General features: G+C 67.3%; 8 protein-coding genes. 6 read left to right on the top strand and 2 right to left on the bottom strand.

What is annotated here, in order from left to right; genetic code table 11:
• Positions 1–113: 113 nt before the first annotated feature.
• Together LJE61_RS03525 and LJE61_RS03520 are read right to left on the bottom strand one after the other, a co-directional pair.
• The gene (locus LJE61_RS03525; RefSeq protein WP_296917456.1) at positions 114–2,204 is read right to left on the bottom strand and encodes a SulP family inorganic anion transporter; all 2,091 of its coding nucleotides are present in this window, start codon (positions 2,202–2,204) and stop codon (positions 114–116) included.
• 345 nt (positions 2,205–2,549) lie between these two features.
• Entirely contained in the window at positions 2,550–5,870 is a 3,321-nt protein-coding gene (locus LJE61_RS03520; RefSeq protein ID WP_296909275.1) for a transglutaminase family protein, read from the bottom strand.
• A 638-nt stretch (positions 5,871–6,508) separates the two neighbouring features.
• Between LJE61_RS03520 and LJE61_RS03515 the strand changes: the two genes are divergently transcribed.
• The 6 genes from LJE61_RS03515 to LJE61_RS03490 form a co-directional block, all read left to right on the top strand.
• Complete coding sequence (locus LJE61_RS03515; RefSeq protein ID WP_296909276.1) at positions 6,509–8,335, top strand: adenosylcobalamin-dependent ribonucleoside-diphosphate reductase; 1,827 nt, start codon at positions 6,509–6,511, stop codon at positions 8,333–8,335.
• A 3-nt stretch (positions 8,336–8,338) separates the two neighbouring features.
• The gene (locus tag LJE61_RS03510; RefSeq protein WP_296909277.1) at positions 8,339–9,772 is read left to right on the top strand and encodes a potassium transporter TrkG; all 1,434 of its coding nucleotides are present in this window, start codon (positions 8,339–8,341) and stop codon (positions 9,770–9,772) included.
• Positions 9,773–9,817: 45 nt separating this feature from the next.
• Positions 9,818–10,462, top strand: a complete 645-nt coding sequence (locus LJE61_RS03505) for a potassium channel family protein (protein ID WP_296909278.1) — start codon at positions 9,818–9,820, stop codon at positions 10,460–10,462.
• Between the two features lie 203 nt (positions 10,463–10,665).
• Entirely contained in the window at positions 10,666–12,138 is a 1,473-nt protein-coding gene (locus LJE61_RS03500; protein ID WP_296909279.1) for a circularly permuted type 2 ATP-grasp protein, read from the top strand.
• A complete protein-coding gene (locus LJE61_RS03495; RefSeq protein ID WP_296909280.1) occupies positions 12,138–13,100 on the top strand; it encodes an alpha-E domain-containing protein in 963 nt (320 codons plus the stop codon). Before LJE61_RS03500 ends, LJE61_RS03495 begins: the two co-directional genes overlap by 1 nt.
• Positions 13,097–13,272 (top strand): transglutaminase N-terminal domain-containing protein (locus LJE61_RS03490; protein WP_296917454.1); only part of this gene is annotated, 176 nt, incomplete at its 3' end. The genes LJE61_RS03495 and LJE61_RS03490, both read left to right, overlap by 4 nt.

The raw sequence follows: 13,272 nt of genomic DNA, 5'->3' as shown, positions 1-13,272 counted from the left end.
CCCCGGTCACCTGGATTGGCCAGAGGTTACCATGCCGCCCGCTTGCGGCGGCATCGGCTGCTACCCCTCTCACCCCGACGAAGCCCCCGCCGGCTCATGGCGAGGGACCAGGATCAGCCGAGCAGCGGGGTGCTCGGTCCGATCGCCGGCGGCACTGGCTGAAGCGGTTTTCCGCTATCGAAGGTCTCCTCCATGAACCTGAGCGCCCGATCCTTGGTGCGGATAAAGTGTGTCTCGTCGAGCAGGTGGAACATCCTGCCGCGCCGCAGGGTGTCGTAGACCTGCGCCTTGAGGCTCGAGAAGTAGAGCTCCACGCCGTTGTCGCGGAAGGTTTGGATAACGTCGCGCAGGCGCTCCTCGCCGCTGACGTCCACGTCGTTGATGCCGCTGCCCTCCACCAGCACGGCGCGCGCCTGCGGGTTCTTGGCGCGCGCCTCCAGGAGCAGGTCCTCGAAGCGCGGGGCGTTGACGAAATTGAGCGAGCCGTCGAAGCGCACCACGATGAAGTTGCGCCCGAGTGGCTCGATGTCGTTCATGCTGATGCCGGCCAGCCTGCCTTCCGCGTCGCGACCGAGGATGTCGGTGCGCGGCTTCATGGTGCGCAGCAGGAACAGCAGGATGGCGAGTCCGGCGCCCAACAGGATGCCGTTGGCGAGCTGTGGCGCCATGACCAGGGTGGCGAGGAAGGTGATGACGCCGACGATGGCCTCCTGCCGCTCGATCTTCCACGCGCGCACCAGGGCGCGAACGTTGATGAGCCCGAACACGGCCATCATCACGATCACCGCCAGCACCGCCTGCGGCAGGTGGTAAAGCAGCGGGGTCAGGAACAGGAGCACCAACATCACGCCCACGGCGCTGACGATGGCGAACATGCCGGTCTTGGCGCCATTCTTGGCCGCCACCGCCGAGCGCGAGAAGGAGCCGCTCACCGTGTAGGAGCTGAAGAAGCTGCCGACGATATTCGCCAGGCCCTGGCCGACCAGCTCCTTGCTGGTGTCCACCCGCTCACGGGTCTGGGCGGCGATGGCCTTGGAGATGGACGTGGCCTCCATGAAGCCGATCAGCGCCATCACCAGCGCGGACGGCAGCAGGGTCCAGAAGAGGTCCATGCGCAGCTCCGGCACCCGGAAGCTCGGCAGCCCCTTGGGGATGGCGCCCACCACGGCGCCGCCGCCCATCATTTTGACCCGGTCGCCCTCGATCCTGCCGACACGCCAGGTGCGGCCGTCGGTGCTCATCGATGCCGGGGCCTGACCGCGGGGATAGAACAGGTGCTGGCCGCCCGGCGTCGCGGCAGACTCGAAGTGCAGATTGTGGAGCGCCACCTGACGCTCGTTGTTGGCGAGCTTGTGCTGCTCCATCTCGCGCATGAGCACGCGCAGGTCCGCCTCCAGCAACGCCTTCTCGGCGAAGCGATCCGGGTCGCCCTCTTCCGCAAGCCTGCGGATCTCCTGGGTGAGCTTCGAGGTGGTCTCTCCCAGCCGGTCCACCGCGCGCGTCGTCGCTGCATAGTCCACGGCCAGGCCGCGCGCGACGGGGTCTTGAATGGCCGAGACAGGCACCAGCTGGTTGCGCTCGAAGCCGATGGCCCAGCTCACCAGCGTCGTGAGCACCACGGCGAGCAGCACGCCCGGCACCTTGGGGATGGCGCGCCGCGAGCCGATGATGATGGCGAAGGTCGCGAACGCGAACAGCAGCGTCGGCAGGTGGGTCTCGGGGAGCTGCTCGATAACGGTCCAGAGATCGAGCACAAAATGGTCGGTGCGCGGGAAGGGCACGTTCAGAAGCTTGCTCAGCTGCGACAGGCCGATGATGAGCGCCGCGGCGTTGGTGAAGCCAACGATCACCGGGCTGGACAGAAAATTCACCAGGATGCCCATCCGCAGCAGACCCAGCAGCAGCCTCAGCACGCCCACCATCAGCGCCAGCATCACCGACAGCGCGATGAAATCCTGGCTGCCGAGCGCCGCCAGCGGCAGCACGGCGGCTGCCGACATCAGCGACAGCATCGCCACCGGACCGGTGTGCAGCTGCGGCAGCGAACCCCACAGCGAGGCGACGACGACGGGCATGAACGAGGCATAGAGGCCGAACACCACCGGCAGTCCGGCGAGCTGGGCATAGGCCATGCTCTGCGGCACCAGGACCAGCGCCACCGTGATGCCGGCGACGAGGTCTCCGCGCAGCGTCTCGCCGGACATCGGGAACCAACGAAGGAAGGGGAACAGCGTGGTCAGCAGTCTCTTACGCATCGGCGACGCTCGTGCGTGTGATCCTCAACAAAACGTCTATCTTAGGCCAGCGGATCCTCCGGCGAAATCGATGATCGCGGCGTGCGCGATAGACGAAGATCTATACCTGGCGTGGCTGCCGCCCTGTCCGCGACGGGACGGTCGCTGCGTCAGTTCAGTGGCTCGACGATGTGGCCTGCTCGACCAGGCAGGAGAGGGCACGGTGGCGGCCGGCAGGGCGTGAATCGCGGCGCCGTCGAGGCTGACCGTGCCAATGCGGCTGAGCCGCGTCTTCCCAGGCGACCGGCAGCACCCTCAACATCGGCCCGGCCGGTAGCGCAGGTCCAGGGTGTAGGGATGCTCCCCGGCCGGTTCAGCCGGGGGCGGGTCGATGGGTCCCGGTGTATGACCCATGAGTCTGAAGCGGGCGATGCGGCGACTCTCCGCCTCGTAGCTGTTGACCGGGAAGCTGGATTCACTGCGCCCCCCGGGGTGGGCGACATAGTAGGTGCAACCGCCGAGGCTCGCCCGGTTCCAGAGGTCGACGATCTCGAAGACCAGCGGGTTGTGCGAGGGGATGGTCGGATGCAGCCCGGAGGGTGGGCTCCAGGCCTTGAAGCGGATCCCAGCGACGAGCTCGGCCTTGCGCCCGGTCGGGCGCAGCGGGACACGCCGGCCGTTGCAGGCGAGCACGTGGCGGTCGCCGACCATGCCGTTGACCTTGACCTGCATCCGCTCCACCGAGCTGTCGACGAAGCGCGCGGTACCCAACGCGGTGACCTCCTCGCCGAGGACGTGCCAGGGCTCGATGGCCGCGCGCAGCTCCATGTCGATGCCGTTCTCGGTCACCAGGTCTCCGTAGTGCGGGAAGCGGAACTCGAAGAAGGGGTCGAACCAGGCCGGATCGAAGGGGTAGCCGGCGCGCTGCAGGTCGCCGATGACGTCGTCGAAGTCCTGGCGCACGAAATGGGGCAGGAGGAAGCGGTCGTGCAGCTCGGTGCCCCAGCGCACCGGGCTGCGCCGGTAAGGCTCCTTCCAGAAGCGCGCGACCAGGGTGCGCAGCAGCAGCATCTGCGCGAGACTCATGCGGGGGTGGGGCGGCATCTCAAAAGCGCGGAACTCGACCAGTCCCTGACGCCCGGAGGCGCTGTCCGGCGAGTAGAGCTTGTCGATGCAGAACTCGGTGCGGTGGGTGTTGCCGGTGACGTCGGTCAGCAGGTTTCTGAGCACCCGGTCGACCACCCAGGGCTGGGCAACCTCGCCCGGCGGCATCTGCTGGAAGGCGATGTCGAGCTCGTAGAGCCGATCGTCGCGCGCCTCATCCACACGCGGGGCCTGGCTGGTCGGTCCGATGAACATCCCCGAGAAGAGATACGACAGGCTCGGGTGGTGCTGCCAATAGGTGATCAGACTCTGCAGCAGGTCCGGCCTGCGCAGCAGCGGGCTGTCGGCCGGGGTCGGGCCGCCGAGGGTCACGTGATTGCCGCCGCCAGTGCCGGTATGGCGCCCGTCGAGCATGAACTTCTCGGTCCCAAGACGGGCCTGGCGGGCCTCTTCGTAAAGGATGTTGGTGTCACGCACCATCTGGTCCCAGCTGTCCGCGGGGTGGATGTTGACCTCGATGACGCCCGGATCAGGGGTCACCGCGAGCTTCTGGAGCCGGTGATCGCGCGGCGGCTCATAGCCCTCGATGATGATGGGCATCTGCAGCTCGGCGGCCGTGTCCTCGATGCAGAGCACCAGGTCCAGCCAGTGCTCGAGGTGGGTCAGGGGCGGCATGAAGCAGTAGAGCCTGCCGTCGCGCGGCTCGATACAGAGCGCGGTGCGGACCCGACCGGGATGCTGGTCGTCGCGCAGGACCATCTGCTCGCGGATGGACGTTGCTGCTGCGGGGATCGGCTCGGCCGGACGGCTGTAGCGACGGGCCACCTCGTCAAACGGGGAGCGCAGGGCGGCGACCGGCTCGAAGGGATTGCGCTCCGGCGCCTGATCGAGCTCAGCCTCCGGGACGGAGGGCAGGGCGTCCAGGGGCAGGCGGAATCCGATCGGCGAATCGCCCGGGATCAGGAAGAGGTTGCCGTCGCGGAAGGTCCAGCGCCCGCTCCTCCATCCACCCTCGGCGCCGAGTCCCCACCAGCGTAGCGGCAGTGCGTACCCGGCCACGCGGTTCAGGCCGCGTTGGAACAGCCGGGTCAGACGCTCGCGCTCATTGGGGTCCCTGAGCTTGTTGTCGAGCGGGTCGACGTTCGCCGGCAGCCGCGCCTCTTTCCAGAGGTAGTAGAGGACGTCCTCGTACGCCGCCAATGCGAACCCGGGATCGACCCCCAACTGCCGGGCCAGCGTGCGCACGAAGGTCTCGGCCTCGGCCGGGCCATGCCCGTACTGTCGGTCCTCTCGGCCAATCAGGCCCGAGTCACGCCAGACCGGCTCGCCGTCCTTGCGCCAGTAGCAGGCGAGCGCCCAGCGCGGCAGCTGTTCGCCGGGGTACCACTTGCCCTGACCGATATGCAGCAGACCGCCGGGGGCGAAGCGGGCCTTGAGCCGCAGCAGGAGGTCTTCCGCCAGGACCTTCTTGGTCTCGCCGAGGGCGGCGATGTTCCATTCGGCGCCATCCATGTCGTCGATCGAGACGAAGGTCGGCTCACCGCCCATGGTCAGACGCACATCGTGGGCCTGCAGCTCCGCGTCGACCTGGTGTCCGAGCGCCTCGATCGCCTCCCACTGCTCGGTGGTATAGGGCTTGGTGACCCGCGGGTCCTCGTGGATCCGCTGGATGCGGTTGTGGAAGTAGAACTCCACCTCACAGGGCTCGGTGGCACCCGTGATGGGAGCGGCGCTGCGCGGTGCCGGGGAACAGGCCAGCGGGATGTGACCCTCGCCCGCGAAGAGCCCCGACGTGGGGTCGAGCCCGATCCAGCCGGCACCCGGCACATAGACCTCGGCCCAGGCGTGCAGATCGGTGAAGTCGCGCTCGGGACCTGAGGGGCCGTCCAGCGACTTCACGTCCGGCGTCAGCTGCACCAGGTAGCCGGAGACGAAACGCGCGGCGAGCCCGAGGTGGCGCAGGATCTGAACAAGCAGCCAGCCGGTGTCCCGGCATGACCCCATGCGCCGGCTCAACGTCTCCTCGCAGCTCTGGACCCCGGCCTCCATGCGGATGACATAGCCGATGTCTTCCTGCAGGCGCCGGTTCAGATCGACCAGGAAGTAGACGGTCTCTCGTTTCGTGCGGTCGATCGCGGCGAGCCACTGTTGGATCAGCGGCCCGTCGTCGGTGATCTCCAGATAGGGTGCGAGCTCCTTGCGCAGGTCGGGCTCGTACCCGAAGGGATAATGGTAGGCGTACTCCTCGAGAAAGAAATCGAAGGGATTGATGGTGATCATCTCGGCGATCACGTCCACCTCGACCGACAGGGTTCGCGCCTTTTCCGGAAACACCAGCCGTGCCAGATAGTTGCCGAAGGCGTCCTGCTGCCAATTGATGAAGTGCTCGGACGGCTCGACGGTCAGCGAGTAGGAGCGGATCGGCGTGCGGCAGTGTGGCGCCGGACGCAGCCGCACCACATGGGGGGACAGGCTCACCGAGCGGTCGAAGCGGTATTCGGTCTTATGATTGATTGCGACGAGGATCGACATCGGGACGGGTTTCCTAGCTGAGGTGTCAGGGCTCACGGCGACCGTCGCATCGCGGCGACCCGCAGTCTGGCATAAGCGCGGCGGCCAGGCAGAGCGGCGAGAAAACAGGGAGCGATGCGGTCCTGCCCGGAGGCGGCGGTGCACAGGGCGCGCAACGATCGTTCCGCCATTCAGCCAGCCCGAACGCTGCGGCGGGTAAACATCCCACAAAACGCGAGCCCTGTCTCGTTCGGCGGCATGTCGCTCGACCAACACTGGCGTATCCCGGTCGGCAATGTCGGCACGCGGGGCCACGGCCGCGGGGTGAGCCGACCGCGCGTGCCGGGATGCGGCGCCCGTCCCGATTGTCCCGACGGCCCGCGATGCACGTCGGCGCTCGACGCCGCACCTTGCTTGTGCGCACCCCGGGCGGGACCTGCGCCGGCCGGCCTGCGAGGATGTCCCGGACGCCGCTTCACCACCGTGCGGCCCACGAGGCTGCTGCGTGTCGCCGTTGCCTGCCGGATCTTGGCCAGGATGGCCGATGAACCGGCCCTAGGCAGGATCCGATCGGTGTGTCAGGCTTGCATCCAGCGGGGCGGTCCATGCGGCCCGCGATTCGGGGATTGTCGTCGAGTTTTCTGACCCGGCGCCGACACATGGCGAGCGATTTCCAGTCAGACCTGTCACGCCTCATTTGGGAGACCCGCTATCGGGCCGGCGAGGAGGCGGATCTCGAGGCGACCTGGCAGCGTGTCGCCGGGGCGTTGGCATCGGTTGAGCCGACCGGGCGGACAGCCTGGGAAGAGCGCTATCTCAATCTGCTCCGGGGGTTTCGGTTTCTGCCCGGCGGACGCATCCTTGCCGGGGCGGGCGTCGCGCGAGAGCTGACGCTCTTCAACTGCTTCGTCATGGGTCCGGTTCCCGACGACCTGGCGGGCATCTTCGAGGCGCTGCGGGATGCCGCCTTGACGATGCAGCAGGGCGGAGGCGTGGGTTGCGACTTCTCGACCCTGCGCCCGGCGGGCCTCCGCGGGCAGCGGGTCGGCGGGGTGGCCTCGGGACCCGTCTCCTTCATGGCCCTCTGGGACAGCATGTGCTCGACCCTCCTGTCCACCGGCGTGCGGCGCGGCGCCATGATGGGGACACTGCGCTGCGACCATCCGGACATCGAGCGCTTCGTCGATGCGAAGCGCGATCCCAAGGCGCTGCGCAACTTCAACCTCTCGGTCCTGGTGACGGACCTGCTGATGCAGGCGGTGGCGGCGGACGCGCCCTGGGATCTGGTGTTTCCGGCAGACCGCATGGCGCCGGCGGATCTCGCGCGCTTCCCGGGGCGGCGGGAGCGCGACTGGCCCGGACACGGCGGCGCGGTGACCTGCGCGGTGCTGCGCACGCTGCCGGCGCGCGAGCTCTGGACACGGATCATGCGTGCCAATTTCGACACGGCCGAGCCGGGCGTGCTCTTCATCGATCGCATCAATGCGGAGAACAACCTCGGCTACCGTGAGCGGATCTTTGCCACCAACCCCTGCGGCGAGATCCCGTTGCCGAGCTGGGGCGCCTGTGACCTGGGCTCTCTGAATCTCGCCGCCTTCGTGCGCGCGCCCTATTCCGCCAAGGCGACCCTCGACCTCGCGGCCCTCGCGAAGGCGGCCGGTCTCGCGACGCGGATGTTGGACGCGGTGATCGATCTCTCCCGGCTTCCGCTTCCGGCCCAGAGCGCAGAGGTCCGGGGGAGCCGTCGGATCGGCCTCGGGATCACCGGACTCGCCGACGCGCTGATCCTGCTGGGACTGCGTTACGATCATCCGGCCGCCCGCGATCTGGCCGCGGCGGCGATGCGCGCCCTCTGCCATGCCGCCTATCGCACGTCGGTCGGCTTGGCTGCGGAGAAGGGTCCGTTCCCCTTTCTGGTCCGCGACGCCTATCTGGCCGCACCCTTCGTGCGCCGACTGCCTGAAGACATCCGGGCCGGCATCGCCTCTGCCGGGATCCGCAACTCGCATCTGACGGCGATCGCACCGGCCGGCACCATCAGCCTGCTCGCCGACAACCTCTCCAGCGGCATCGAGCCGGTCTTTTCGCGGCGCCAGCTCAGGCGGGTGCGGCGGCTCGAAGGCGGATCGGCCGGGCACCTGATCGAGGATCACGCGGCGCGGCTCTGGCGCGTGCGCTTCGGCCGGCGCGCCGGACCGCCGGCCTTCCTCGCCGCCCATGAGGTATCGCCGGAGGCGCACCTCGCCATGCAGGCGTCACTGCAGCCCTATGTCGACAATGCGATCTCCAAGACGATCAACGTACCCGGCGGGATCGGATTCGATGCCTTCGAGCGCCTCTATCGCCGCGCCCATGACTTGGGGCTCAAGGGCTGCACGACCTTCCGGCCGAACCCGGTCACCGGCGCTGTCCTGAGCGAGGGCGCGGATCCCTCCGCCCCCGGCCCGCCGGGACACTGCTGCGGACTGGAGCGGGAATGGGACTGACCGATGCCGTTCCACCCCGCCGTTCGGCCCCTTCTGCAGCCGGTCCGCCCCGCGATCGTCCTGCATCATCTCGGTCAGCTCGCGTTGGTCCTTGCGGTGCTGCTGGCGGTGCCGATGGTCTTCGCCGCGCTGACGGGCGATTGGGCGCTGGCGCGCCGTCTCCTGGTCGCGGCGCTGCTGCCGGCGCTCGCCCTGGGGCTCTGCGCGCGGATCCGAACGGGCGAGCGGACCCTGCAGGCCAACGAGGCACTGGTGATCACCGCCCTGACCTTCGTCCTCGCCGCGGCCCTCATGACCTACCCCTTGGCGGCAGCCGGTCTGCCGCCACTGGACGCCTGGTTCGAGGCCGTCTCGGGGGTCACGACCACGGGGCTCAGTCTGGTGAGGGATCCGGAGTCGCGATCCGATGCCTTCCTGTTCGCGCGGGCCTGGATGCAATGGTTCGGCGGACTGGGAATCGTCGTCCTGTCGCTGGCGTTGGCGTTCGGCCGGACCGAGGACATGCGACGACTGGCCAACGCCGCGGCGGACGAGGACAACCTCGCGCAGGGGACCCGGATCTATGCGAGACGGGCACTCGCGGTCTATCTGCTGGCCACGTCGGCGGGCCTGGCCCTGGTCCTGGCAACAGGTTTGCCGCCGTTCGAGACCTTGATCCATACGCTCGCGGCCGTCTCCACCGGCGGCTTCTCGGGCCTCTCGGACAGTCTGGCCGGATACGGGCGGGGTGCACAGTGGTCGCTCTTGTCGGTGTCCCTGCTCGGTGCTGTCCCCTTGCTCTTGCTTCACCGGGCCTGGCACCACGGGGCCGCGCGGCTCGGGGACGACCCCGAGGTCCGGGCACTCCTGGTGGCGGCCCTCGTGGTGGCCTTGTTGCTCTGGTGGCTCGGCGGGCTGGCGCCGATGGATGCAGTCCTCCAGGCGCTGTCCGCACAGACCACGACGGGTTTCTCGACCTTGGACCCGCGCGGCCTGGATGCGGCGGCCAAAGGGGTCCTGATCCTGTCCATGGCGACCGGCGGCGGGGTCGGCTCCACTGCGGGCGGCATCAAGCTCCTGCGTTTGCTGATCCTGGTCCGGATGCTGCAGCTCGCGGTGCTGCGCGTCCAGCTGCCCAGTCATGCGGTGGTCCACCCGACATTGGGCGGGAGGGACCTGGAGGGGTCCCAGATCGAGCATGCGCTCTTGCTGATCCTGCTGTTCGTGCTCCTGATCCTCGGCTCCTGGCTCGCCTTTCTGGCCGCGGGGTACCCGCCGCTCGATGCCCTGTTCGACATCGTCTCGGCGACGGCGACGGTCGGCCTGTCCACCGGCATCACCGGCCCCGACCTCGAGGCCGGCCTCAAGCTCCTGCTGACCCTGGACATGCTGGCAGGGCGTCTGGAGATCGTCGCACTGTTGGTCCTGATCTTCCCCGGGACCTGGTATAAGTCATAGCCGGCACAGCGACTGGATCGCTTCTCCCAACGCGAGGCACTCGACATGCGGTTCGTCTTCATCGGCAGCGGGACCCTGGCCGTGCTCACCGGCCGCATGCTCGCGGGGCGACGCCATGAGGTCGTCATCGTCGAGCGCGATCCGGCGACCATCGAGCGGCTGCGCGACGAGCTGGACGTGGGCTTCATCCACGGCGACGGAACCCGGCCGGCGATCCTGCGCGAGGCCGATCCGGAGACCACCGATCTGCTGTTCTGTCTCACCCACGACGATCAGGCCAATATCATCGCCAGCCTGGTCGCGCGTTCTCTCGGCTATCAGCGGGTCGTCACCAAGATCGAGGACCCGGACCTGGAGCATATCTGCGCCGAGCTGGGGCTGGCGGACTCGCTGGTGCCGATGCACACGGTGGGACGCTACCTGGCCGATATGGCGGAGGGACAGGACATCATTGCGCTCTCCGATATCCTGCGCGGCGAGACGCGGGTCTTCTCATTCACGGTCGACGAGGCACTCGCCGGCCCCCTCCAGGATCTGACGCTCCCGGACACGGCGCGGGCGATCTGTGTCTATCGCCATGGCGACGAGCTGCGGTTCGCCGATGCGGAGATGCGTCTCGAGATCGGCGACGAGGTCGTCCTGCTGACACGGGCGCGCAGCCTCAAGGCCCTCCGGCAGCGCTTCGGTTGACCGCCGCCCCCTCTTCGTGCGCCCCCCTTCGGAAAGGGTGCCCTGCATGCCGTGGCGCCCTATGCTGGTGCATTTCTGAGCCCAGCCGCTCCGTTGTCCTTGAAGAATTCCGCGACATAACAATGGGCTGGTCGCAATGCCCTGGTTGGCGCGTTTTTTGATGCGGTCTTCCTGCTATGGGCCATGCCGTGGGGTTCAACACGATGTTGAGACAATTCCAGGCCGGTGGCGCCGGCCAGATCCAGATGCAGCGCACCAGACAACCGATGGCCTACCACGAGTTCTATCAGGACGACTTTCGGCCGCGTGATCACTATGTGCCCATGTGGGAGCACATCCAGACCACCGGGCAGCAGATCCTCGGCGCCAAGGCGCGCGATGCCCACCTGACGCTGCACACCGAAGGGGTGACCTTCACCGTCTACTCCAACGACGAGGAAGGCATCGAGCGGGTTTGGCCGTTCGACATCCTGCCGCGCATCATCACCGCACCGGAGTGGGCGCAGATCGAGGCCGGGCTCAAGCAACGCATCCGGGCCCTGAATCTCTTCCTGAAGGACCTCTATCACGGCCAGCGGATCCTGAAAGACGGGGTGGTGCCGCCGGAGCTGATCTACCGGGGCAAGGACTTTCGGCGCGAGATCATGGACATCGACCCGCCGCACGACATCTACACCCACATCAGCGGGGTCGACCTGATCCGCGACGAGGAAGGCCGCTATCTGGTCCTCGAGGACAACCTGAGGACCCCCTCGGGCGTCTCCTACATGATCGAGAACCGGATCGTGGAGCGACGCATCCTGCCCGAGTTCTTCGCCCGCTATCGCGTCCGCCGGGTGGAGCATTATCCCGCCCTGCTGTTGCAGGCACTGCGCTACCTCGCACCCAGCGGCGCGGACGCGGCGACCATCGTGGTCCTCACCCCCGGCATCTATAACTCGGCTTATTTCGAGCACACCTTCCTGGCCAAGGAGATGGGCGTGGAGCTCGCCGAGGGTCGCGATCTGGTCTGCAAGAACGACAAGGTCTACCTCAAGACGACACAGGGTCTGCGCCAGGTCGACGTCATCTATCGGCGGGTCGACGACGACTTTATCGATCCGCTGGTCTTCCGTGCCGACTCCGAGCTGGGCGTCGCGGGCGTCATCAATGCCTGGCGGGCCGGCAACGTCGCGCTCGTCAATGCCCCCGGCAGCGGTATCGCCGACGACAAGGCGGTCTATGCCTACGTCCCCGAGATCATCCGTTACTACCTGGGCGAGGCACCGATCCTGGCCAGTGTCCCGACCTACCAGATGACCGATCACCAGGACCGCGCCTATGTGCTCGACAACATGGAGACGATGGTGATCAAGGCGGTCGCGGAATCCGGAGGCTACGGCATGTTGATGGGACCCTCGTCGACCACCTCCCAACGCGCCGAGTTCGCCCGCAAGATCGAGGAGAACCCGCGCAACTACATCGCTCAGCCGGTGATCCAGCTGTCACGGCATATCTGTTATTTGGACGGTGAGCTGGAATCACGCCATCTCGACCTGCGCCCGTTCATCATCTACGGCAGTGATATCGAGGTGGTCCCGGGCGGTTTGACCCGGGTGGCCATGACGAAGGGCTCGTTGGTGGTGAACTCCTCCCAGGGTGGGGGCAGCAAAGACACCTGGGTCCTGGCCGATTGATGCTCAGCCGCATCGCCGAATCGCTGTACTGGCTGACGCGCAACCTGGAGCGTGCCGACAACACCGCGCGCGTCCTGGACATCAATGTCGTCTACATGCTCGAGGCCGACGAGGGCGCGTCCGAGGAGATGCAGTGGCGCCCCCTGCTCAGCATCGTCGGTGCGGACGAGCTGTACGAGGCGCTCCATCCGGACGGCCGTGTGACGGTCCAGAAGGTCATCCACCTGTTGACGCAGGACCCCAGGAACCCGGGCTCGCTCCTGACCAGCCTCAAGCTGGCGCGCGAGAATGCCCGCGTGGTGCGCGACCGCATCTCCAACGAGATGTGGGAGGCGCTCAACGAGTTCTGGCTGGCCGTCGACAAGCACCTGAAGACCACGCTGCCGCCCTGGCGCGCGGCAGAGCTCTACGCCTTCGTCCACCGCCAGGTGGCAACCTTCTTCGGTCTGACCCAGAGCACCATGATGCGCGGTCAGGCCTACGGATTCATGGCGCTCGGCAGCCTGCAGGAGCGCGCCGACATGACGGCCCGCATCCTGGACGTGCGCTATCACCTCCTGCTGCCCGATGTCAGGCTGGTGGGCTCGCCCCTGGACTACTATCAGTGGGGTGCCCTGCTGAAGTCACTCTCCGGTTTCGAGGCCTACCGACGCCGGTATCAGGGTGGGATCCGCCCGATCGACGTGGTCGAGTTTGTGGTGCTCGACACAGACTTCCCACGGTCGCTCGCCTATTCTCTGGATGGAATAGAACGGGCGCTGGGACGCATCGGGACCTTATCGCAAGGAGCGGTGCCGCAACGCCTGGCCGCGCTTCGCCGGCACCTGTCCGGGGTGACACCACAGGGCATCCTGGATCTCGGCCTGCACCAGTATCTGGACGCGTTTCTCGGGCTGCTTGCCGACCTTGGCACGGCGCTGCAGGTCGACTATTTCGAGGCGCATCTGGGGGATGCTCAGTGAGATACCAAATCGAGAGGGTCTGCTCAATTCGCTTCGCGACCCCGGCACGCGAGCATCATGTGCAGATTCGACTGGCGCCCTGGGATGACGAGAGCCAAACGCTGTTGCAGATCGCGCTCACCGTCGAACCCGAGGCCGGCGTCTTGGCATGCCGCGACGGCTTCGGGAACCT

Source organism: Thiocapsa sp. (assembly GCF_022340925.1).
Classification (GTDB): domain Bacteria; phylum Pseudomonadota; class Gammaproteobacteria; order Chromatiales; family Chromatiaceae; genus Thiocapsa.
The sequence above is the reverse complement of the archived record's forward strand: the minus strand, read 5'-3'. Positions and strand labels throughout refer to the sequence as shown.

Bases quoted from the DNA above. Each gene is read 5' to 3' on its own strand.
- LJE61_RS03500 (WP_296909279.1), top strand. From the start codon at position 10,666: ATGTTGAGACAATTCCAGGCCGGTGGCGCCGGCCAGATCCAGATGCAG.
- LJE61_RS03515 (WP_296909276.1), top strand. From the start codon at position 6,509: ATGGCGAGCGATTTCCAGTCAGACCTGTCACGCCTCATTTGGGAGACC.
- LJE61_RS03510 (WP_296909277.1), top strand. From the start codon at position 8,339: ATGCCGTTCCACCCCGCCGTTCGGCCCCTTCTGCAGCCGGTCCGCCCC.
- LJE61_RS03495 (WP_296909280.1), top strand. From the start codon at position 12,138: ATGCTCAGCCGCATCGCCGAATCGCTGTACTGGCTGACGCGCAACCTG.
- LJE61_RS03520 (WP_296909275.1), bottom strand. From the start codon at position 5,870: ATGTCGATCCTCGTCGCAATCAATCATAAGACCGAATACCGCTTCGAC.
- LJE61_RS03525 (WP_296917456.1), bottom strand. From the start codon at position 2,204: ATGTCCGGCGAGACGCTGCGCGGAGACCTCGTCGCCGGCATCACGGTG.
- LJE61_RS03505 (WP_296909278.1), top strand. From the start codon at position 9,818: ATGCGGTTCGTCTTCATCGGCAGCGGGACCCTGGCCGTGCTCACCGGC.